We start from the raw sequence: 22,149 nt of genomic DNA, 5'->3' as shown, positions 1-22,149 counted from the left end.
GTATAATATCATAGTGAACCATTGCTGCGTATTTGATTGAAACGGCGGAGGTTGGTTTTGGGTAAAAGAAACATGTTAATTAAAACAATAATTTTCATAATATCCGGAATTCTTATCCTGCCCCTGGCATCGTCGGGTTTGCAACTGGAAAAGAAGGGCTTTCCCCAAAAGAATTTTGCCGGGGCAAGAATCGGTGCCTGGACCAATTCGGGTGATGAAGCGGCGCCGACGGATTCCCCGTTTTCAATGGAATTCGACAATAGTTCCGTTTACGGTGAATTTTTCTATGCCATCAGGGTTGCGCCCCCATTGGCGGTTGAAATCTCACTGGGATTGTACAGCCGGGGAGACATACAATACAGCAGCAGCACTGCCACATATGTGGGGGCGGTAAACCTGTATCCGATGTTTCTTTCGACTAAGCTGTATCCATTCTTTAAATTGGAGAGTCTGCCGATTTATATATATGCTCAACCCGGCTTAGGGTTTGTTTATGGCAGTCAGAGCGTCATCGATTATAACGATTATTATTACACTTACTATGGCTATACTGCCGAAAATACTGAGACTAAATTCACTTATATGCTCGGCGGCGGAATTGACTGGCCGATAGGGACCAATATCGGACTGACCATGAGTTATAAATATATGCCGGTCAAATTCGGTCAGCCTTTGGCGGAAATAAAGGATTATTCCGGCTGGACCTTAACAGTCGGCGCAGGATATATTTTCTAAACGCTGAAACTTACCTGGAATAATAAGGAGGTTGCATGGCAATCAAAGTAGGTATTAACGGATTTGGGAGAATCGGACGTCTGGTTTTTCGAGCCGCCCAGAAATCAAAAATAGAAATTGTCGGCATCAATGATATCACAGATGCCGCGACGTTGGCGCATTTGTTAAAATATGATTCTATCCATGGCAAATTTAAGGGCGAAGTCGGTTATTCCGACAACCGCCTGGTCGTGGACGGTAAAGAAATTCCAGTCATGGCGGAGCGTGATCCGGCCAGTCTGCCCTGGAAGGTGCTTGGTGCCGAAATCGTGGTGGAATCGACCGGCCTATTCAAAGATAAGGAATCAGCCGGCAAACATATCCATGCCGGTGCCAAGAAAGTGCTTATTTCGGCGCCCGCCAAGAAGCATGACGGTACTTTTGTCATGGGTGTCAATGATAAGGATTACGATAAAAACAAGCATCATGTCATTTCGATCGGAAGCTGCACCACCAACTGCCTCGCGCCGATAACCAAAGTTTTGCTGGATAATTTCGGGATCGAAAAGGGGTTTATGACGACCATCCACTCCTATACCAATGATCAGAAAATTCTCGATCTCCCGCATAAGGATCTTCGCCGCGCCCGGGCGGCCGCCTTATCCATGATTCCGACCACCACCGGCGCCGCCAAAGCGATCTCGGAAGTTCTTCCGGCCACGAAAGGCAAGCTGGATGGCTGCGCCATTCGTGTTCCGACCCCTGATGCATCTCTGGTGGATCTGGCCGTCATCATGGAAAAAGAAGCCACCGTCGAGCAAATTAATGCCGCCATGAAAAAAGCCGCCGACGGGCCGATGAAGGGATTTCTTGAGTACACCGAAGAACCGATCGTTTCGGTTGATATTATAGGCAATCCGCACAGCTCTGTTTTCGACTCCCAATTGACCATGGCCAGCGGCAACTTTGCGAAAGTTTTCTCATGGTATGACAACGAATGGGGCTTCTCCTGCCGCATGATTGACATGCTGGCGAAGATGTTATAAAGTACGAGCCCCCGCCACGGGGGCTTCTTAAAACGGAGTCAGTATGAATAAATTGACGGTGTCAAATATAAACTTCAAAGGCAAAAGAGTCCTCATCAGAGTTGATTTCAATGTCCCGCTGGACAGCCAACAGCATATTACCGATGATCGCCGTATCGTCGCGTCACTGCCGACCATCAATCGCATCATCAATGACGGCGGTCGGCTTATCCTGTGCAGCCATCTGGGACGACCCAAAGGCAAAGTGGTTCCCGAAATGTCGCTCAAACCGGCGGCTGCCAGACTTTCGGAACTTCTGGGGAAAGAGGTTATGTTCGCACCCGACTGTGTCGGCGATATGGTGGCAAGCATGGCCGATGCTCTTGGAGAGGGCGATGTCATGCTGCTTGAAAATCTCCGTTTCCATCCTGAGGAAACCGACAATGATCCCGGTTTTTCCGGGCAACTGGCCAAGCTGGCCGATGTATATGTCAACGATGCTTTTGGCTCGGCTCATCGTGCCCATGCCTCAACTGAAGGTGTCACCAAATATTTTGATACCTGCGCCGCCGGACTGCTGATGGAAAAGGAACTGGAATACCTGGGCAATGCCCTGTTCGCTCCCAGGCGGCCCTTTGTGGCCATTCTGGGTGGCGCCAAGATATCGGGCAAGATCGATGTGATTGAAAACCTGATGACTAAGGTGGACAGCATCATTATCGGCGGCGGCATGGTTTTCACGTTTCTGAAAGCAATGGGAAAGGAAATCGGGGATTCGCTTCTCGAAGCCGACAAGCTTGGTCTGGCCGGAGAAATATTGAAAAAAGCGGTTGCGAAAAAGGTCCGCCTGATTTTCCCGACCGATTTTGCGGTCGCGGCGGATGTAAATGACAGCAGAGTCACGGTCGTCTCAGCCGACAAGATACCGGCCGGGATGAAGGGCCTCGATATCGGGCCGGACTCGATTAAACAGTTCTCGGTCGAGTTGAAAAACGCCAAGACGGTGGTCTGGAATGGGCCGATGGGCGTTTTCGAAGTCGAGAAATTTGCCGCCGGGACCTATGGTATTGCCCGAATTCTGGCCGATATCACAGCCAAGGGAGCGGTGACGGTTGTCGGAGGCGGCGATTCGGCTTCAGCCGTGAGCAAATGCGGCCTTGATGACAAATTGACACATATTTCTACCGGGGGCGGAGCTTCGCTTGAGTTTCTCGAAGGTAAGATTCTTCCGGGTGTTGCCGCGCTGACCGATGCCAAATAACTGAGGAAATGACAACATGAGATTGACAATAATAGCCGGCAACTGGAAGATGAACAAAACCAATGCCGAGGCGGCGGAGCTGGTCCGCGGATTGGTTAAGAGTCTCGGCGGGGGCGAACATCCCCGGGTGGTAATTTGCCCGCCCTATACCGCTCTGAGCGAAACGGCCCAATTGCTCAAAGGGAGTCGGATATATCTTGGGGCACAAAATATGTATTTTAAGGAAACAGGGGCATTTACGGGCGAAATTGGCCCTTTGATGCTCTTGACAATCGGAGTAAAGTATATTATTTTGGGCCACTCGGAAAGAAGGGAATATTTTTCCGAGACCGATGCGATTGTAAATGAGAAGGTTAAGCTGGCTGTCAAAAGCGGGCTTGGCCCGATTGTTTGTATCGGTGAGAAGCTTGAAGAACGCGAAAAAGGCAAGACTGAGGAGGTCATTGGCAGACAGGTAGATGGCTCGCTGGACGGTTTGACGGCCGGAGATATGAAACAGGTCGTAATCGCCTATGAGCCGGTCTGGGCAATCGGAACCGGTAAAACAGCCACCCCGGAAATGGCGCAGGAAGTTCATCGCTTTATCAGGAATAGGATAAGGACGAATCACGGGGATGCCACGGCCGATAATTTATCGATACTTTACGGCGGTTCCATGAACGCCGCCAATGCCGCCGGGTTGCTGAAACAGCCCGATATCGACGGCGGCTTGATCGGCGGAGCCAGCCTGAAGGTTGAGGATTTTACGCAAATAGTCAAATCTGCATAGACGGAGGAATTGCTTTGTTTACTGTAATGGTTGTGTTTCATACACTGGTCTGTATTCTGCTGATGATTGTCGTGCTGATGCAGTCGGCCAAAGGTGAAGGATTGGCCGGCGCCTTCGGCGGCGGCGGCACCGGTTTGACCGGCGCGGTTTTCGGCGGACGCGGCGCGGCCTCATTTCTTTCGAAGGCGACGACGATTCTGGCGGTTGTCTTTATAATTAACTGCGGTGTCCTGGCCTTCATGTCGAGTCATCGCAGCGGGCGCGGCGCTGGAGCTGCCACAGGTGGCTCAGTCGTGACCGAGGAGGCGCAGAGGGAACTGGAGCGTCAGTCGGCCCAGCAACAGGCGCTGCCGGTTGATAACCAGGGCGGCACCCAACCTGCCGACCAGAATACCGGTGATGGCGAACTGCCGGCAGTTCCCGCACAGAACGAGACCGGTCAATAATATTTGACGGCAAAATATAGTGCGGAAGTGGTGGAATTGGTAGACACACCATCTTGAGGGGGTGGCGCTGAATAAGCGTGGGGGTTCAAATCCCCCCTTCCGCACCATAGATACACGGCCCCGCATCAGCGGGGTTTTTTTTATCAATTTGGCTCGAAAAACAACCAATCTTCATTTTTTCGTCTCTCTTTTAGGATACGCCTGGCATTTGAAGTCGTCTGTGCCTCAAGACCATTGCTCTCGAAAAATTATTCCCCGGCGATGATTTTTGCTTGTTTTAAAAGAGTTGCTTTCTTAATATTAATCCACAGGGCTAACCCAAATGGTTAGCCAGGGCGACAATCGTTCGATTTTCATTTTCATATGACATCAGATTGTTCCGATAGCGAGGGCGCTTTTGAATTACGTTTTATCTAACATCATTGGTCGAGGTTACCCATAGGGTTGACTGCTTGCGGTTTGACATGCTAATCTAAAATCAATTTAGGATAAAGAGGCTGTGGATGAAAGTAAAAAACATTGTTAGCATGGCGGCAATATCGGTGATATTGCTGGCGGTACTTTTCGGCTGCAATGGTTTGACGGTCGATAATAGTCTTTCGCCGCCGACCATAGGGACACCCATATACAATTGCGCCAGTATTATTTCATATGGAGGCGCCGATCGAAATGCTAAAATCCGGATCTACGTAAATGGTGCCAAAGTCAAGGAATTCAGCACCTGGATGGGTTGGGGAGAGGTGGTCCTGCCAAATCCATTGAGTACCGGAGATGTAGTCTCGGCCGCTCAGATAGTGGGCAATCATATCAGTGTGAAATCCAGAGAACCGGTAACAGTCGTCACGATTCCGCCCTCGAACCTGATCAGCGGTGAGAAACTGCTAACGCCCAAAATCCATGGGCCCCTTTTTGAGTGCCAGAAATGCATAGTGGTTGAGAATATAGTGGAAGGGGCCACTGTTCGTCTCGCACAGAATGGCGCTGAAATTAAAAACGGCATGACCCCTTACAGAAATATCAGATTTGGAGTTCCCGAACTTGTCCTGGGTGACGGGTATGATTCGTGGCAGGAGATGTGTCTCAAGCAAAGAGGCTATACCAGCAATCATTCCGACATTGAAAAGGTCCAGAAAAAACCGGAATCCCTGCCGACCCCGGCAATTCATGAGCCGATTGTAATCGGCAATGATGCTTGTCGTGTTGATAATCTGTTTCTGGGGGCAGTTGTCATGATCTTTGCTGATGACGGTAGCGGGCCCGTCCAGGTAGGTGGCGGCACCGCCATTGCCAATGCCGTAATATATGGAATAAATCCTGTTTTCAAAGATGGTTTTATCTATTACGCTATTCAATATCTGTGTGATCTGGGATCGGATCCATCTGAAAAAGTGCCACCTGTGAAAGAAGTCCCGGCGCCGGTTGTCAGAGAACCGATCTGTAAAGATGAATTTTATGTTACGATATGTAATACGGTGGTTCTAAGCACAGTGAAAGTTTTCGTCAATGGTACCCAGGTTGCTCAGGCGGCCGGAAATGGCGAATGCATAAAAATCGCATTGGGAGACGCCACCAATTTTGCTGCAGGAGATAAAATCACGGCCCAGCAATTTGTTTTCGGGGCGGCCAGTCCGCTTTCCGCCCAAGTTATTGTCAGGCAGGATGGTGCGCCGCCGTATGAGCCGGCTTACTGGAATGACGCTGCCACCGTCACCTGCAATAACTGTTATAATTATGGATGTAATATAAAAACCAATACCTATGCACAACCTGGTTATGCTCATGGTGCCTCGCACTCTACGACCTGCCCGACCGTAACTTCGGCCGCGCAGGCAGACGGTCTGATGGTCACAAATATTGACAAGGCATGCCGGGATTGTTATCACATAGTTGCCCTGGTAATTGCGCCCAATCAAGACTACCATTGGTATCGTCTTGACGACAATGGGCGCTGGTCGCATAAAATGGGCCCTTATCCGGCCAGTGACCGCGATGGCACAGGAAATCTGATTACCAATCCGGAGACTGCGGATCGTAAGGTATATAATGGCCCTGACATTGTCAGAGACTATAGCATCTTCTGCGGCTATTTCTGCGTGGATAAAAACAATGTTGTTATTGACGGCCCGCGTTCATGCTATTAAGGTATTTATGTGTATAATTAGAGGAGGTAAAAGTGAATATATACGTATTCCTGAAAAAAATAAGAATGATTGTGCCATTAATAACGGTCATATTATTGGCGAGCCTTCTTCCTGCACAGGATGATATGGCAAATGCCAAGACAAAGGTGGATCCGATTAGGGGAATATCAATCACGTTGCCGGTATATTCCGGCCGACCGAATCCACAGTGGTGGCTGACCGAAGGACCTGCCTATGATACTCTGGTGCAATTAATAAGATCGTTGAAAGCTGTTCCTGACACGCTTTTTGACTATAACGAGTGGAATCGACCGGGTTATGCCATTTTCCAGATTTACACAAGAGAAATCAAGGAGTTCCCGAAAGCAATTAATATTTGGAGAAATATGGCATATATTCCTCAGGACGGCGAAAAACCGCCACTATATGCAAAGGAAAGCGCAAGGCTGTATGATTTTCTGGTAGGGCAGGCCGAAGAGAGAGGATATAAGGAGTTTTTTGTAAATTACCATAAATCCCGAGAAAAAAAGCAGTAAAAAATCTTTAATCTGCCGGAAGTCAGGGCTGGAATTAGCCCTGACTTTTTTTGGGATTCATTTAGTCGGAAGAATATCTGCCTTTATTTAAAAATGCACACACCATGACGATTAGCATGGACTTATAAAAAGACGTCGCAAGCTGCAAGAATGCCGACGGCAGACTGTCCATTTGTATCTGACTAAAAACTAAACATTGATATTTTGTTGAAAAATCTTATTTTTGAGACAGTAACATCTCATATGAGTTTTGATAGAAATATATGAAACGCCCAAACCAAAGAATCATCATATTGGTCCTCTCAGTTATCTCACTCGTGGTTTTGGGGATTTTTTGGTGGAGGTCGGATATACAGAGAATAACAGATCTCGACTACCAGACACAATCGGAATTGCTGAAGCAATTCAATGATACCAGAGCGAGTTATGTCCTGGCCGAGACGAAAAGAATTTTTGTCGGCACATATATGCATTTAATCGATGATTATAGTATCGATAATCAAAAATATGAAATCATCGGGCAGTCGCGCCAATGCTGGATATTGTCGGGCCATCTGCATAAATTGACCCTGATCAGGCATCCTGAACTCAACATAAAGGAATCAGCCACTCCTCCGAGTTTGATTACCATTTATGCCGGTCATATTACCGGCGGGGCTTTACCGTTTCTGTCTATCGTGTTCATATTCCTGATGAGCCTGGCCGGTATATTCGTGAAGAAAGAAAGCCTGCCTCACATATTTGCTGGAGAAATTGATCACAAAAAGCGGAAAAAGTAACAGCAATACAACCTCATAAGAAGATATAGTACGATTGTTATGTTTTCATCGAATGGCAGAGAAGCATTTAATAAATACAAGATTCCCTTGATTATTTTTGGCGCCGCTTTTCTTCTCAGATTAATATTTTTTCTTTTGATGTCTTCCGAATATAACTCTGTGCAAATTATGAATTTATTCCCCGATACCCAGACATACCTTCAGGCCGCCGAAGGTCTCATCGGCAACAACGACATCGGCCGGTATGACCTGTATCTGGTCGGCCCCGGTTACCCGTTCTTTCTGGGATTGTTTGCCTTCGCCTTGAACAAGGCTTACTGGCTGATGATACTGGTGCAAATAATTCTCAGTTGTCTTTCGTGCGTCCTGATTTATGAAATATCCATCATGCTGACCGGAAACAGGATAATCGGCGTGGTCGCCGGATTACTGTCCGCTTTTTCGATGACATCTATCTCGCTGGCCAATGCCGTCCTGACCGAAACCCTGTTTTTCTTTTTATTTGCATTATCACTCTATATGTTTTTTAAGGCACTGAATGAAAATCGATATTGGATATATATCGTGTCCGGCATAACGGGCGGTTTTTCGATTCTGGTGAGGTCGGTTGCCATTCTCTTTCCACTGCTGCTGGTAATTTTCTTTTTATTATATCCGATTCAGGAAGGTGCTGCCGGGAAGAAGAAAGTTTTGCCGAGATTTGCCGTTCTTATTCTCTTATTTATTTTGTTGCCGCTGGTCTGGGGGATAAGAAATAATGCTGTTTACGGAACCCCCGCAATTGCCGGGACCGGCCTGGGTGCGGCCAGAGTATATCTTTCGGGAAAGGTTCTATACAACAGTCAGAATCGTTCACCTTATGAATTCAGGGAGTATCGGGACTCAATATTCAGAGCGATGGAGCCCGATATTAATGCCGGTAATTTCAAGAAATTGAATGATGAATCGATTGATTTTGTGGTGTCCACCTTTACAAATTATCCCGGTCTTTTCATAAAAGCATATTTTTCGACTATTCTGGAAAATATAACGTCCACCTCGACGCTTCAGCAGATACAGTTGCCGCAGTATAAGAAAACCTTCAAATTTCTTGATGATAACTTCAGCCTTGATTATAAGAATCCTCTTGTCCTGGTATTTTTTCTTGTCGGTTTTGTAATTCTATCAAGAAAGAATTTTCGTTCCGCTATAATTCTGCTCATGATTTATGTGTACTATGCCTTAATGTCAGGGATCACCTTCGGGCAGGGGTCGCGTATTTTCTTTCCGGCGCAGTCGGCGTGGCCGATTCTGGTCGCGATCGCGCTAATTTTCCTTTATGATCTGATACTGCTGGCCATGAGAACGCTGATTTCAAGAATCAGAAATGTTTCTTAAATTAGTGCCATCATTGCAACCTGGGCACCGAGCCGGATCATCGTGATTGTCGAACATATCTTTGACGGATTTTGATAGGTCATATAAAAAAATCCCCCTGCCGCCGTCGACAGGGGGCCTCTTAAGTGTGTATTTCATTTCAAGAGGTTAGCGTATATAACGCGTTCCGGGATAATAAGTTTCAAAAATAGGCAAAACGCCGAGGAGCTTTTGAGAATAATTGAACAATTTCCCCAAAATCAAAATATTATAAGAGCAGGATTGTCTTGCTGTTAGAATTGCATTAATCAGTAATGCAAGCGGATTTCATAATCTTTGAGCGCCCGTTCGGCCGATTTCATGCTTTTGTAGGCGGTCAGTACCTGATTAAGTTTGCCTGGATTATGCTTGAAGCCGGGCTCCGCCGACTGGCGCTTTATGATTCTCTGCCAGCTGTCAAGCTTGTCGAGATAATCGGTGATGAGCGACTGCCATCCGTGGTCAGGTTTGTTCATCGTCATTACCCCCCTTGGAATTTCGGTTCCTGATTAAAATGAACCCCCGGATAATTTTTGCCCCGGTAAGATCAATTTATTCGATAAAAAAACCCCGATCTGATACTGCGACGTTGTCGATTCGATGATGAAACAAAAGAAAACTGGTTACCCTGTATGTAAACTATATACGCAACTGACATTAATTGTCAAGAGGTTGGATTTAATTATTTTGATAAAATATTTTATGGACTATTTTCGCTCAATAGTTTTTTGTTGACCGGAATCCGGAAGAGAATACATTAGAAAGCATGAAATTGACTTATATAAAGGCACTTGCGGCGATATTAATCATTTTTACCTGTATTATTGTTATTTCTGTGCCAACATCGGGACAGGATGAAAAAAAATCCACGGCCACGCCAAAGGTCCAGGCTTCAATAAATAAAATCTGCGTAACATTCGATAATCTGCCGGCCGAGCGCAATTATGAAAGAATCGAACGCTTCTGGATCACCGATCAGATTCTCGAAGCCCTGAAGAAGCATAAGGCACCATCGGCGGGCCTTGTTGTGGGCGAAAGTATCGAGGGCGACTGGGAGCTGCTGGTGAAGTGGCTCGAGGGCGGACATACCCTTGGATTCATGACCTTCACCGGGCAGGATCTGGATAATGTCCCGGTTGATATATATCTGGATGATATCAAGAAGGGCAAAGAGTCCATCGAGGACCTGGTCTGGTCGTATAAGCAGGAAGGCAGGTTTTTCCGGTTTCCATATTTGCATTACGGCGATCTCCCCGAAATAAAACAGGAGGTTCAGGATTACCTGGATGAGATGCAGATTATAGTGGCGCATCCCACCGTCGTCACCGAGGATTTCGTATATAATCTTTCGCTGGAAAAAATATACGGCAGCACCGACACCCTAAAATTTATGGCTCTGCGAGATGAATACATGGCGCACATTCTGGAGCGGTTGGGATCCGCCGAGACACTGGCCAAAGAAATCATGGGACGCCCGGTCCGGCATATTCTTCAGCTCCGCGCCAACCGACTGAATGCCATGTTTATCGATGATCTGCTGACTTTGCTCGAGGAAAAAGGATACAAATTTATTTCACTCAAGGAAGCCCTTCAGGATAAAGTTTATCGTAAAGAAGAAGCGTATTTCGGCAATAAGGGTCTTTCATATTTGGAGCGGATAAAATATTCCGATACCGATTATCTCCCGGCCTCGGACTGATATTAAATTTTCCCGAATATTGATTGATCTGCATCGTCATCATTTTTCAAATCTACTTGAATTTCTTGACCTAATAGGCTATAATTTAATTAAATAATAATAATCAGGACAAAGGAGCCTTTATGGATATATTGGAATTTGCCATGCAGATGGAAAAAGACGGCAAGGCTTTTTATGAAAAGCAGGCGTCCGGCACTACTAATCCCGGGTTGAAGAAAGTATTGCTGTCGATGGCCGAGGAAGAAGAGCGCCATTATAAATATTTCAAGCGCTTGAAGGAAGATCCGGACGATATCAACGCTTCTTTTACCGGCGCCGAGACAATCAGCAAGATCCAGAACATTTTCGAGCAGATGGCCTCGAATCCGAAAGGTGTGCAATTCGGCGAGAATGAGCTATCCGCCTGGAAAGAAGCGTTTAAGCTGGAAGAAAAGTCCAAAAAACTCTATGAAGAGCAGGCGGCCAAAGAGGGCGACCCGAAACGCAAGGCTCTTTTTATCAAAATTGCCGGGGAGGAGCAGAATCATATTTATATGATCGACGGCGTTCTGATGTATGCCCGGCAGCCGGAAAGTTTTGCCGACAGCGCCCAGTTCAAGAATTTCCGATCGCTTGAGGGGTGGGGCAGGGATTAAAGTGCCTTTACAAAATCAAAACGGCGCCATGTCGATTCAGGCGCCGTTTCTTTTATTATTCACAATTACAAGACATAAACACTCCTCTTTTATGATATAACCAATTGAGACATAAAAAAATGGCCGAATATTGGCTGATTAATTGTCCGATAAGGGGTTAAAGGCGGAATTTTAGTGATTTTTTTCACAATATCCCTTGACTTTGCCTGCTTATTTATTGATAATATGTTATAATTGTGAATCGAGGGCCTGATAAGTTCTTAATGGCCTGAAATGAAAGAACTAAAATGCCCTCCTGGTATTTTGACAACTCCGGCAGCAAAGGATTAATCAAAGATGACGGATGAGTCCGGTCTGCGCTACCCCGCCTTAAAAAAGAGAATTATCGCCATTGTCGGTGGTTTTGGGAGTGGTAAGACCGAGGTATCCGTAAATCTGGCTAAATACTTTGCCGCGATCGAAAAGGCCCGGGTCACGATTGTTGACCTTGATCTGGTCAATCCTTATTTCCGCAGTCGTGAAGTGATCAGTGAACTTGAAGCCATGGGTATTACGGCCATAGCCCCTCGGGGCAATCAATTTTATGCCGACTTGCCGATACTCATGCCGGAAGTCAAAGGCGCCATTGAAAAAAGTAACGGCAAATTGATTCTTGATGTCGGGGGCGATGCCCAGGGAACCAGGGCTCTTGGCTCTATTGCCGAGTCAGTCGATCCTGGCGATTATGAGATGTTAATGGTTTTAAATAGCCGCCGCCCACAGACAGCCGATGTTGCGGGGTGCATGAAAACCATCGAGAGAATTGAGGCGTCGGCCCGACTGAAATTTACCGGCTTGATTTCGAATACACATATGATAGATGAGACCACCCCGGAAATACTTGTCGAGGGGTATTACCTGTCCCTTGAAGTCAGCCGGACCAGCGGTCTTCCGGTTCAGTTTGTCAGCGCCAAGCGGAGTATTCTCGATTTGACCGATACATCGGTCTTCGCCTGTCCGGTGCTGCCGATGACACGATCGATGTTGAAGCCATGGGAAAGAAAAGAAAAACCGGTTTAAAATGATTTATTAACCGAAGGGAATGATTCATGCCCGGTGTACGAATAGATAAGAACTACTGTAAAGGATGCGAATTGTGTGTGAAGGCGTGTCCGATGCAGATTTTGAAAATGTCGAAGGAAATAAACCTGAAGGGTTATTTCTTCGCCCAGTTGGTCGAACCGACCAGATGCATCGGCTGTAGGATTTGTGCCATCACCTGTCCCGATGTGGCCATAGAGGTGCATGCCCATGGGACGCAATTCGTTTTATTCGAATATTGACGGGGAGATGAAAGATGGCCAAGAGATTAATGAAAGGAAATGAGGCGATCGGCGAGGCGGCCATTTGCGCCGGCGCCATCAATTATTTTGCCTATCCGATTACTCCCCAGAGCGAAGTGGCCGAGTATCTTTGCTGGCGGCTTCCGGAGGTCGGTGGTGTTTTCGTGCAGGCCGAATCGGAAGTGGCAGTGGGGAATATGCTTTTCGGAGCGGCGGCATCAGGCAAGCGGGTCTTCACGACTTCATCATCGCCCGGAATCAGTCTGATGCAGGAAGCCATTTCATTCATGGCGGGCGCCCACCTTCCGGTGGTGCTGCTCAATATCATGCGGGGCGGCCCCGGCCTGGGCGGTATCCTGCCGGCGCAGTCCGATTATTTTCAGGCGGTTAAGGCGGGCGGACATGGTGACTATCACCTGATCGTGCTGGCTCCTGCTTCGGTTCAGGAGGCGGTCGATTTGATGATTCTCGCCTTCGATCTGGCGGATAAGTATCGCAATCCGGTGATGATAATCGGGGATGGTATGATCGGCCAGATGATGGAATCGGTCGAATTTCCGGAGAAATATCGTGAGCAGAATGATCCGAATGCCGTTAATTGGTCGCTGACCGGCGCCAAAGGACGCAAGGCGCGGATCGTCAAATCGCTCTTCCTCGATCCGCAGAAACTCGAGGATAACAGCTTTCTGCTGGCCGATAAATACAAAGAAATCAAGAAAAATGAAATCCGTTATGAACTGTATAAAGTATCCGATAAAAACCGAATCCTGATCGCCGCTTATGGAACCATGGCCAGAATCTGCCAGACCGCTATCGATGAAATGGAAGAAGAAGGCATCAGTATCGGCCTGTTCCGGCCGATATCGCTCTATCCTTTTCCCGAAAAGGCCATCCATGATGAAGCCGTGAAGAAAAATATCGAAAGGGTCCTGACGATTGAGATGAGTGTCGGCCAGATGGTTGAGGATATCGAGCGGTGTGTCCAGGGCAGGAAGCCGGTTGACTTTTTCGGTCGGACCGGCGGAATAGTCCCGACACCAAATGAGGTAAAAGACAAAATCCGGGAGTTACTGGGTAAGAAAAAGTGATCTTCGCAATAAAACGAGGATATTATGATAAATGATGCGACCACAATTTTCAAAAGGCCGGAGGCGCTGAGCGAGAATATCACCCACTATTGTCCGGGGTGCACTCACGGCGTTATCCATCGACTTGTGGCCGAGTCGCTCGATGAACTCGGCCTTCGCGATCGAGCGGTCGGGGTCGCGCCGGTGGGTTGCTCGGTCCTGATATATAATTATTTCACCTGCGATTTTCTCGAGGCACCGCATGGACGTGCCCCGGCGTTGGCCACCGGCTTCAAGCGGGTCCGCCCTGACATGATATGTTTTACATATCAGGGCGACGGCGATCTGGCCTCGATTGGAATGGGCGAAATAGTCCATGCCGCCAACCGCGGCGAGAAAATCACAGTCATATTTGTCAATAATGCCATCTACGGTATGACCGGCGGGCAGATGGCCCCGACCACCATGCCGGGACAAAAAACCACGACATCCCCGATGGGGCGCGATGTTTCATTGGCCGGCTATCCCATTCGTATGGCCGAACTGCTGTCAACATTGCGGACGCCGGCGTTCATCGCCCGGGCCGCCGTGCATACACCGATGCACATCATCGCGGCCAAAAAGATGATCAAGAAGGCGTTCCGGCTTCAAAAAGAAGGCAAGTGTTTCAGTCTCGTAGAGGTGCTTTCGACCTGTCCGACCAACTGGGGAATTGATCCCTCGGCCGCCACCAAATGGGTGGGCGAAGCCATGCAGCCCTATTATCCTCTCGGGATCTATAAAGATCCGGAAAGGGAGGAGGGCTGATTATGGCAAAGCAGATTGAAGTTGTCTTTGCCGGGTTCGGCGGACAGGGAGTTATGACGGCCGGCCAGTTGCTCGCGTACGCCGCCATGGAAGAAGGCAAACAGGTTGTCTGGATACCATCCTATGGCCCGGAGATGCGCGGCGGCACGGCCAATTGCACCGTGGTTGTCTCCGACAGCCGGATCGGTTCGCCGATCATCAATAATCCGATGTCGGCCTGTGTTTTTAACCGCCCGTCACTGGATAAATTCGGTTCGATGATTCGGCCGGGCGGATTGTTGCTGATTAATTCTTCACTGATCGATGTCACTTCCGGGCGGGATGATATCAAGGAATTTCTGGTTCCCGCCAACGATATAGCCATGAAAGCGGGCAATGCCAAAGTCACCAATATGGTCATGCTGGCGGCCTATGTGGAAGCGACCTCGGTCGTATCTTTCGAGACGCTGTTGAAAATGCTCGACAAAAAGATGGGCGGGGGAAAAATGAAGAACCTGATTGATATCAATCACAAGGCAATCGAGGCGGGCCGCAAGATAATCAGGCAGCAGGTCAGTGTATAGGGGTGAGGTATGGTAAGCAAAGTAATCAGGATAGATAAAGTCAGAGAAATCATCAATCGCAGCCCCAAAATTCCGGGGTCTCTTATTACGGTGCTTCAGGATATCCAGTGCGAATTTCAATATCTCCCGCGTATGGGCATGGAGGAAACGGCCAAAGAGCTGAATGTGCCACTCAGCAAGGTTTGCAGCGTGGCGACATTCTACAATGCCTTCAGCCTGACGCCGCGAGGTGAAAATATCATCCGTGTCTGCAAAGGTACCGCCTGTCATATCAAGGGGGCCGATCTTATTCTGGAGCAGCTCGAAACCGGACTCGGCCTTAAACCGGGCGAGACCTCCGGGGATCTTAAATATACCGTCGAGGTGGTCAACTGTGTGGGGGCCTGCGCTATGGCGCCGTTGATGATTGTTAATAATAAATATCACGGCAATGTCCGCTGCGACAAGGCGCTGAAATTGGTGAAGAAGGATTGATATGTACATAGATAGTATTAAAAAACTGAACCAATGGCAGAAAGAATGCCGGACAGCGGCCGAGGAGCATAAAAAGAAAGTGCTGGTCTGTCTCGGGCCGGGTTGTCTGGCCAGCGGCTCGGACCAGATTCTGGCCGAGTTCAACAAGGTCCTGAAAGACAAAAAGCTTAAAGGGATCACGGTTGAGTCGGTGAAAAAAACCGGGTGCCACGGTTTCTGCGCCCGCGGGCCGCTCGTTGTTATCGAACCAGAGGGGATATTTTATTCCAAAGTCAAAAAGGGTGATGTCGCCAAAATTGTCGAACAGACTCTTCAAAAGGGCGAATTGATTAATCGGCTGCTTTATACCGATGACAAGCACAAAGAGCCGATTGTTGAATATAAAGAGATCCCGTTCTATAAACGGCAGCAGAAAATCTCGCTGCGCAATGTCGGCCGGATCGATCCCGACAAAATCACCGACTATATCGCCGAAGGCGGTTACAGTGCACTGGCCAAGGTCCTTGGAAACTTGAAGCCGAAGGAAGTCATCGATACCGTAAGCAAATCAGGTATCAGAGGGCGCGGCGGCGGCGGCTTCGGGACCGGGCGGAAATGGGCCAGTTGCGCGAGTATCGAGTCCGATATCAGGTACGTGATCTGCAACGGTGACGAGGGCGATCCCGGCGCCTTTATGGATCGCTGCATTATGGAGGGTGATCCACATACGGTTCTGGAAGGGATGATTATCTGCGCCTATGCCATCGGCTCGACCGAAGGATATATTTATGTTCGTGAAGAGTATCCTCTGGCGGTGATTAGTCTCCAGAAGGCCATCGAGGCGGCCCGGGAACATAATCTTCTGGGTGACAATGTCATGGGGACCGGGTTTAAATTCGACATCAGGATCAGCCGCGGCGGCGGCGCCTTTGTCTGCGGCGAATCATCGGCATTGATGAGATCGGTCGCCGGCGAAGTCGGCGAACCGCGCGCCAAGTATATTCGCTCGGTGCAGAAAGGACTGCACGACAAGCCGACGGTCCTGAACAATGTCGAGACTTTTGCCACGATACCGGTCATCATGGAAAAAGGCGCCGATTGGTTCGCCTCCATCGGAACCAGAAAGAGCACCGGAACCAAAGCCTTCTCGCTGGCGGGCAAGGTCAAGAACACCGGTTTAATAGAGGTCCCAATGGGTATTACGCTAAGGGAAATCATCTATGAAATCGGCGGCGGAATCGACAAGAACAGAGATTTCAAGGCAGTCCAGACCGGCGGCCCGTCGGGCGGCTGTCTTCCCGCCGAAAAGCTTGATCTGCAGGTCGATTTCGATACCTTGACCGAGGCCGGATCGATGATGGGTTCGGGCGGCATGATTGTCATGGACAGCCGCACCTGCATGGTCGATGTGGCCAGGTACTTCCTGAATTTCCTGGTCGAGGAATCATGCGGCAAGTGCGTTCCGTGCCGGGAAGGCCTGTACCAACTGCATGATCTCTGTGTCAGGATATGTGAAGGAAAAGCCGAGGAGGACGATCTGGTGCTGATGGAAAGGCTTTCCAAGGTTATCCAGAGCGCATCCCTGTGCGGACTGGGTCAATCCGGGCCGAATCCGTTTGTCAGTACTATAATGTATTTCCGCGATGAATATCTGGCGCATATTCGGGATAAGAAATGCCTCGGCGGCATCTGCCGCAGCCTGATAAGGTTCGATATTACCGACGCCTGTACCGGCTGCCTGGCCTGTATTGCGGTTTGTCCCGTTGATGCCATAACCGGCGAAAAGAAAAAGAAACATATTATAGATCAGGATTTATGTACCCAATGCGGGTCGTGTTATGATATCTGTAATTATGACGCCATTGAAATAAATTAACAGGGTGGAATATGGTATCTATAATAATAAATGGAAAAGTCGTCAAGGCCAGAGAAGGCGAGATGCTTCTGGTGGTGCTGAAGCGCCAGGGAATCGATATTCCCGCCCTGTGCCATCATGAAGCGATCGAGCCGGCCGGCAACTGCCGCCTGTGCACGGTGGAGATAACCAAAGAAAGCTGGAACGGCTGGAAAAAGCATGTCACTTCATGCCTGTACCCGGTCGAGGAGGGGCTGATTGTCGGCACCCATTCTCCGGAAGTTATGGAGATTCGTAAGATTATTCTCGACCTGCAACTGGCCCGTTGTCCCAACTCGGAATACATTCAGAAACTTGCCGAAGAGTATGGCATTACCGAAACGAGTTATAGGGTCCGGCCCGATGGCGACAACTGCATTATGTGCTATGCCTGCACCCGCATTTGCGAGGTCCTCGGCAAGAGTGCCATCTCGGCCATCAACCGGGGTCGTGAAAAAGTCATTGCGCCGCCATTCGGCGAAGAACCGGCCGATTGTATCGGCTGCCTGAGTTGCGCGCAAATATGCCCGACTGATGTTATCCCCTGGAGCGATGAAAACGGAATTCGGACCATCTGGAAAAAGAAATTCGATCTCATTGCCTGCAAAAAGTGCGGCAAGACGATCATTGCGAAAGAATTCGCCGACTATCTTGTCGAGAAACGGGAACTGCCTCCGGAATACTTCGAGACCTGCGATGACTGTAAGCGCTTGGAACTGGCCCTGAAAATGGGCGGCCTGGTCGATGCCGCGAAGGAGGTTGCCTTATGATGTTCCGTTATAAAGTAATCCCCTCGCTCTGTATCGGCTGCCGCACCTGCGAGCTGGCCTGTGCGTTCACTCATACGCAGGATAAAAAACCGGGCCGCAGCCGGATTTACCCGATCACCTATGCCAAAGATAAATATGTGCCGGTCGTCTGTTTGCAGTGCGATGATGCGGCCTGTGCCAAATCCTGTCTGTTTGATGCTCTCAAGCGTAATGAAGAGACCGGGGCTATCGATCTGGACAAAGAACGGTGTGTCAAATGCATGGCCTGTGTTGCGGCCTGCCCATTCGGATGCAGCCTTGTGGATGATATTCACGACGAAATTGTAAAATGTGACATTTGTGAGGGAAAACCGGCCTGTGTTCAGTTCTGCCCGACCAAGGCATTGGTTTATGAGAAGATAGGCTGAGGATTCGAAATATTCTGCCAAGTTTGTTTTTGCTGTTATTGTGATTTATTCATTTGGCCGGTTGATTTTTCGACCGGCCGTTTGTTTTCCCGAATAAGTTTGACAACCACAAGGTGTTGCCATATATTTTGAGCTTTGAAAGGGCCTTCCGGGCCGGAAATTTGTCATAAGTTTTTATATAGAGGGAGTTTTCAATAAAAATGACGAAATCGAGGAATTTAGCAATAACCGTATCAACCGCCCTTGTCGCAACGATACTCATGGTTATGTTTATCGGCTGCGGCGGTGAAAAAACCGAAACTGCTCCGCAATATGAGGGTTGGGGCAAATACAGTTACAAGCATTTTGTCTTTCATTACCCCGAGGGCAGTTACTGGGGCAGGAATATCGACCGATTGTCAGGGGCATATGAGAGATATTTGCAGGAAGACTGCGCTTTTCTTGCTATGGCGTTTCCCAAAGACACCATTCATTTTTACATTCATAATAACGATGTTGAGTTGGCCCAGTTGACGGGACATTCCGGGCCTTATCACACCCAGAACCAGATTCACTGGAACCGGGTGCCGCCGTTCGGGACGCCTCTGGCTGAATATCTGGTCGATAATATGGGCCTTCGGCGCACCGACTATGATTTTCTGCGTGACGGCCTGGTGGCTCTGCGCGATTATTCAGGGAGTGACTACCATCATAACGCCGCCTCGCTGATCGAACTTAAGCAGTTCATACCGCTCGATTCGCTGATAAACAACGAAAGTTACGCCCGCCAGGAATCCCGGCCTCGGCAATGGGAAGCGGCATCGCTGGTGGGATACCTGACTTATAATTTCGGCATTAATCGTTTCAAAATGCTCTGGCAAACAACCGCCTCGTTCGACAAGGCGGTTCAGGAATTGTTTGACATGGATATGAAGACGCTGGAAGAGCAATGGCTGGGTTTTGCGCAGGCTCGTTACAAAGGCATTCACAAGGAAACCATATATCAGGATTCTTCGAAAATCGAATAATCGGGAGGCACTATGGCTGACCAGGAATGGAAAACAGCAATAACCAATATAGGCCCCGGCAAAATAAAAGTGCGGGGCTATGATATCACACAAATCATGGATAAGCTCAGTTTCGCCGAGGCGGTTTTCCTGATTCTGAAAGGTGAACTGCCGAACAAGGCGGAGGCCGAGATGATGCGGGCGATACTGGTTTCATCGATCGATCACGGCTGTTCGCCGCCGTCGGTGCTGGGAACACGTACCATCCTCTCCGGCGGCAATTCGCTCAATGCCGCTATCGCCGGCGGGGTGCTGGTGATCGGCGACAGCCACGGCGGCGCCATCGAGAATGCCGCGCGCATCATGCAGGAATGGGCGGCCAAAGAGGGTGATGTCAAAACGCTGGCCGATCAACTGGTGGACTGGAGCCGCGAGCAGAAATTCCGCATGCCCGGTTTCGGGCACCGGCTGCACAATATCGACCCGCGGACTTTGAAGTTATTCGAGATTGCCGCCAAACAGAAATTCTCGGGACGGCATATTGAATTGTGCAAAGCGATCGAGAAATCACTGGCCGAAAAACTGGGCAAGCCGCTGCCGATCAATGTTGACGGCGCCATCGCGGCGGTGATCTCCGACATGGGTTTCGACTGGCGGCTGGGCAAAGGTTTCTTCATTATTTCGCGGGTGCCGGGGCTGCTGGCGCACGCCTACGAAGAGATGACGCGTGAGAAACCGATGCGACAGCTGGGCAATCGCAATTTTGTATATGACGGCCCGCCGGACCGGGAGATATAAGCCAAGTGGTATTAATGGTGTCGGGTCACACTCTCGACAAATCTCGAGCAAGACCCGACACAACTTGAATGAAATTGCATTGTATCATTTCAAGTATTAATTTGATTTCAATGTATCCGGGAGGGCAAATCATGTCTGATCTCGTAGTGGGAACAAAAACCGCCGAATTAAACAAATTATTTGAAGATTGGAAACAGCAATATGCTGGACTGAAAATTGATACCACGAAGTTTAGCGCGGACGGCATTATTTGTGAAGATAAATATGATGCGGCGAAGAAAAAGATTCTATTTGTTTTACGAGAGACAAATGATTTCCCTGAGGGCGATCTGAGAGTTCTGTACAGGGATGGACCAAAACTACAAATGGCCGCCCAGCTTTCAAAATGGGCCACTGGAATATTATATGATTTCCCTGATTATAGCGAAGTGGATATGAATGAAAATAATATTCGGACTGAAGCTATTAAGAGTATCGCTATAATGAATGTAAAGAAATATACTGGTGGAGCCATTGCAGATTTTAACCTTCTGCATGTCTTCACAAAATTGGATAAAGATCTTATTAAGCGGGAAATTGATATTATTAAACCCCAAATTATAGTCTGCTGTAATACGTTTATTGAATTAATGTGGGCTTTAGACTTGGAATTGGATATGAGCGACCTTGAAAATATTTTTGGCAAATCATATATATATAATGGTGCTCGAATAGTAGTTTGGCAGCATCATCCATCGGATAGAGGCAAACATAGTGAAAATTATGATAGGCTTAAAAAGTTATTCCAAAAAACCGGACTTACCAAGGAATTTGCCCAGTAATGCAACTTGTTTTAGCTACTAAGAATAAAGATAAAATCAGAGAGATAAAGCATCTCCTCGAAGAGCTTCCGGTGACGATCATGACGTTCGAGGATTTTCTCGATTTCCCCGATATCGAAGAAACCGGGGAGACGCTCGAGGAAAACGCCATTCTCAAAGCCAGGGGCATCGCCGAGTTTACCGGTTTGGCGGCGCTGGCCGATGATTCCGGGCTTGAAGTTGATGCCCTGGGCGGCGCGCCGGGAGTTTATTCATCACGATATGCCGGCCCCGGATGCACCTATGACGACAACAACCGGAAACTGCTGAAAGAACTGGAAGGGATTCCGAAAGAGAACCGAACCGCCCGTTTCAGGACCGTTATTGCGATTGCCTGGGATGAGAATAAAGTCGAAACGGTCGAAGGAACGGTGGACGGTTTTATTGCAGGACAAAAAACCGGCCGGGACGGTTTCGGCTATGATCCGGTCTTTTTCTCCCCGCCGGCCGGAAAGACCTTCGCCGAGATGACGCTTGTGGAAAAAAACAAAGTCTCGCATCGGGGGAAGGCTCTGGTCAAGGCGCTGGAGCTTCTGGCCGGGCATTTGAATCGAATAAACCTGTAAGGGTGTATTTGAAATACGCCCTCTTCTGGATCAATTCGGATAAATCAAAAGGGTTGACTTGAATCCATAATTAAATATATTGGTTCTGCCATTGGGCGATTCGGGGTGTGGCGCAGCCTGGTAGCGCACTTGCTTTGGGAGCAAGGAGCCGGAGGTTCAAATCCTCTCACCCCGATTTTTTTATGCCGGAGGTTTACTTCGCTTCGCTCAGCATCTACGATCCTTCGGAACTCAGGATCTACGACAAATCCTCTCA

Annotated in this window: 26 protein-coding genes and 2 tRNA genes; 26 read left to right on the top strand and 2 right to left on the bottom strand. The window is 48.6% G+C overall.

Translation table 11 applies throughout. From position 1 onward, the window contains the following. The first annotated feature begins 72 nt into the window (after window positions 1-72). From CVT49_01025 to CVT49_00980, 10 genes are all read left to right on the top strand, one after another. Complete coding sequence (locus CVT49_01025) at window positions 73-735, top strand: hypothetical protein (GenBank protein PKK84766.1); 663 nt, start codon at window positions 73-75, stop codon at window positions 733-735. A gap of 35 nt (window positions 736-770) precedes the next feature. Next, complete coding sequence (gap, locus tag CVT49_01020; protein ID PKK84765.1) at window positions 771-1,760, top strand: type I glyceraldehyde-3-phosphate dehydrogenase; 990 nt, start codon at window positions 771-773, stop codon at window positions 1,758-1,760. Window positions 1,761-1,803: 43 nt separating this feature from the next. Continuing rightward, window positions 1,804-3,000, top strand: coding sequence for a phosphoglycerate kinase (gene pgk, locus CVT49_01015; GenBank protein PKK84764.1), 1,197 nt, complete (start codon window positions 1,804-1,806; stop codon window positions 2,998-3,000). Window positions 3,001-3,016: 16 nt separating this feature from the next. Next, on the top strand, window positions 3,017-3,769 hold the full coding sequence (locus CVT49_01010; protein PKK84763.1) for a triose-phosphate isomerase: 753 nt from the start codon (window positions 3,017-3,019) through the stop codon (window positions 3,767-3,769). A gap of 26 nt (window positions 3,770-3,795) precedes the next feature. Beyond that, the gene (secG, locus tag CVT49_01005) at window positions 3,796-4,215 is read left to right on the top strand and encodes a preprotein translocase subunit SecG (protein PKK84762.1); all 420 of its coding nucleotides are present in this window, start codon (window positions 3,796-3,798) and stop codon (window positions 4,213-4,215) included. Between the two features lie 21 nt (window positions 4,216-4,236). Then, a tRNA-Leu gene (locus CVT49_01000) sits at window positions 4,237-4,322 on the top strand. Between the two features lie 396 nt (window positions 4,323-4,718). Beyond that, window positions 4,719-6,356, top strand: a complete 1,638-nt coding sequence (locus tag CVT49_00995; GenBank protein PKK84761.1) for a hypothetical protein — start codon at window positions 4,719-4,721, stop codon at window positions 6,354-6,356. 32 nt (window positions 6,357-6,388) lie between these two features. Then, the gene (locus tag CVT49_00990) at window positions 6,389-6,892 is read left to right on the top strand and encodes a hypothetical protein (protein PKK84760.1); all 504 of its coding nucleotides are present in this window, start codon (window positions 6,389-6,391) and stop codon (window positions 6,890-6,892) included. Between the two features lie 392 nt (window positions 6,893-7,284). Then, entirely contained in the window at window positions 7,285-7,671 is a 387-nt protein-coding gene (locus CVT49_00985; GenBank protein ID PKK84759.1) for a hypothetical protein, read from the top strand. 39 nt (window positions 7,672-7,710) lie between these two features. Continuing rightward, window positions 7,711-9,048 carry a hypothetical protein gene (locus CVT49_00980; protein ID PKK84758.1) on the top strand — a complete coding sequence of 446 codons (1,338 nt, stop codon included), beginning with the start codon at window positions 7,711-7,713 and terminating at the stop codon, window positions 9,046-9,048. A 287-nt stretch (window positions 9,049-9,335) separates the two neighbouring features. Here the strand turns inward: CVT49_00980 and CVT49_00975 are convergent, their stop codons facing one another. Next, window positions 9,336-9,548 carry a hypothetical protein gene (locus CVT49_00975; GenBank protein PKK84757.1) on the bottom strand — a complete coding sequence of 71 codons (213 nt, stop codon included), beginning with the start codon at window positions 9,546-9,548 and terminating at the stop codon, window positions 9,336-9,338. 284 nt (window positions 9,549-9,832) lie between these two features. Between CVT49_00975 and CVT49_00970 the strand changes: the two genes are divergently transcribed. From CVT49_00970 to CVT49_00920, 11 genes are all read left to right on the top strand, one after another. After that, on the top strand, window positions 9,833-10,765 hold the full coding sequence (locus CVT49_00970) for a hypothetical protein (protein PKK84756.1): 933 nt from the start codon (window positions 9,833-9,835) through the stop codon (window positions 10,763-10,765). Window positions 10,766-10,887: 122 nt separating this feature from the next. Beyond that, complete coding sequence (locus tag CVT49_00965; GenBank protein ID PKK84755.1) at window positions 10,888-11,400, top strand: hypothetical protein; 513 nt, start codon at window positions 10,888-10,890, stop codon at window positions 11,398-11,400. A 336-nt stretch (window positions 11,401-11,736) separates the two neighbouring features. Beyond that, on the top strand, window positions 11,737-12,459 hold the full coding sequence (locus tag CVT49_00960) for a cobalamin biosynthesis protein CbiA (protein PKK84754.1): 723 nt from the start codon (window positions 11,737-11,739) through the stop codon (window positions 12,457-12,459). Window positions 12,460-12,488: 29 nt separating this feature from the next. Then, complete coding sequence (locus CVT49_00955; protein ID PKK84753.1) at window positions 12,489-12,722, top strand: tungsten formylmethanofuran dehydrogenase; 234 nt, start codon at window positions 12,489-12,491, stop codon at window positions 12,720-12,722. Window positions 12,723-12,736: 14 nt separating this feature from the next. Continuing rightward, on the top strand, window positions 12,737-13,810 hold the full coding sequence (locus CVT49_00950) for a 3-methyl-2-oxobutanoate dehydrogenase subunit VorB (protein ID PKK84752.1): 1,074 nt from the start codon (window positions 12,737-12,739) through the stop codon (window positions 13,808-13,810). Window positions 13,811-13,834: 24 nt separating this feature from the next. Then, window positions 13,835-14,596 (top strand): 2-oxoglutarate oxidoreductase, encoded by a 762-nt coding sequence (locus CVT49_00945; protein PKK84751.1) that lies wholly within the window; start codon window positions 13,835-13,837, stop codon window positions 14,594-14,596. 2 nt (window positions 14,597-14,598) lie between these two features. After that, window positions 14,599-15,159, top strand: a complete 561-nt coding sequence (locus CVT49_00940; protein PKK84750.1) for a 2-oxoacid:ferredoxin oxidoreductase subunit gamma — start codon at window positions 14,599-14,601, stop codon at window positions 15,157-15,159. Between the two features lie 9 nt (window positions 15,160-15,168). Further along, on the top strand, window positions 15,169-15,633 hold the full coding sequence (locus tag CVT49_00935) for an NAD(P)H-dependent oxidoreductase subunit E (protein PKK84749.1): 465 nt from the start codon (window positions 15,169-15,171) through the stop codon (window positions 15,631-15,633). A 1-nt stretch (window position 15,634) separates the two neighbouring features. Further along, window positions 15,635-17,488: an NADH-quinone oxidoreductase subunit F gene (locus tag CVT49_00930; protein ID PKK84748.1), complete on the top strand. Its 1,854-nt coding sequence runs from the start codon at window positions 15,635-15,637 to the stop codon at window positions 17,486-17,488. Window positions 17,489-17,499: 11 nt separating this feature from the next. Beyond that, window positions 17,500-18,276 carry a hypothetical protein gene (locus CVT49_00925; protein PKK84747.1) on the top strand — a complete coding sequence of 259 codons (777 nt, stop codon included), beginning with the start codon at window positions 17,500-17,502 and terminating at the stop codon, window positions 18,274-18,276. After that, window positions 18,273-18,683 carry a 4Fe-4S ferredoxin gene (locus tag CVT49_00920; GenBank protein PKK84746.1) on the top strand — a complete coding sequence of 137 codons (411 nt, stop codon included), beginning with the start codon at window positions 18,273-18,275 and terminating at the stop codon, window positions 18,681-18,683. Before CVT49_00925 ends, CVT49_00920 begins: the two co-directional genes overlap by 4 nt. A 49-nt stretch (window positions 18,684-18,732) precedes the next feature. Here CVT49_00920 and CVT49_00915 read toward each other — a convergent pair whose 3' ends face one another. Further along, window positions 18,733-18,945, bottom strand: coding sequence for a hypothetical protein (locus CVT49_00915; protein PKK84745.1), 213 nt, complete (start codon window positions 18,943-18,945; stop codon window positions 18,733-18,735). Here CVT49_00915 and CVT49_00910 point away from each other — a divergent pair. From CVT49_00910 to CVT49_00890, 5 genes are all read left to right on the top strand, one after another. Continuing rightward, window positions 18,944-19,690: a hypothetical protein gene (locus tag CVT49_00910; protein PKK84744.1), complete on the top strand. Its 747-nt coding sequence runs from the start codon at window positions 18,944-18,946 to the stop codon at window positions 19,688-19,690. The genes CVT49_00915 and CVT49_00910 overlap by 2 nt on opposite strands. A 12-nt stretch (window positions 19,691-19,702) precedes the next feature. Continuing rightward, entirely contained in the window at window positions 19,703-20,467 is a 765-nt protein-coding gene (locus CVT49_00905; GenBank protein ID PKK84743.1) for a citryl-CoA lyase, read from the top strand. A 131-nt stretch (window positions 20,468-20,598) separates the two neighbouring features. Next, complete coding sequence (locus tag CVT49_00900) at window positions 20,599-21,288, top strand: hypothetical protein (protein ID PKK84742.1); 690 nt, start codon at window positions 20,599-20,601, stop codon at window positions 21,286-21,288. Then, the gene (locus CVT49_00895; GenBank protein PKK84741.1) at window positions 21,288-21,893 is read left to right on the top strand and encodes a non-canonical purine NTP pyrophosphatase, RdgB/HAM1 family; all 606 of its coding nucleotides are present in this window, start codon (window positions 21,288-21,290) and stop codon (window positions 21,891-21,893) included. The genes CVT49_00900 and CVT49_00895 overlap by 1 nt, the downstream gene beginning before the upstream one ends. A gap of 101 nt (window positions 21,894-21,994) precedes the next feature. Next, window positions 21,995-22,068: transfer RNA gene (locus tag CVT49_00890), tRNA-Pro, on the top strand. Window positions 22,069-22,149 lie beyond the last annotated feature (81 nt).

Source organism: candidate division Zixibacteria bacterium HGW-Zixibacteria-1 (assembly GCA_002838945.1).
Taxonomy (GTDB): Bacteria; Zixibacteria; MSB-5A5; order GN15; family PGXB01; genus PGXB01.
Note: the sequence above shows the minus strand (reverse complement) of the source record. Positions and strands in the feature narration are given on the sequence as shown.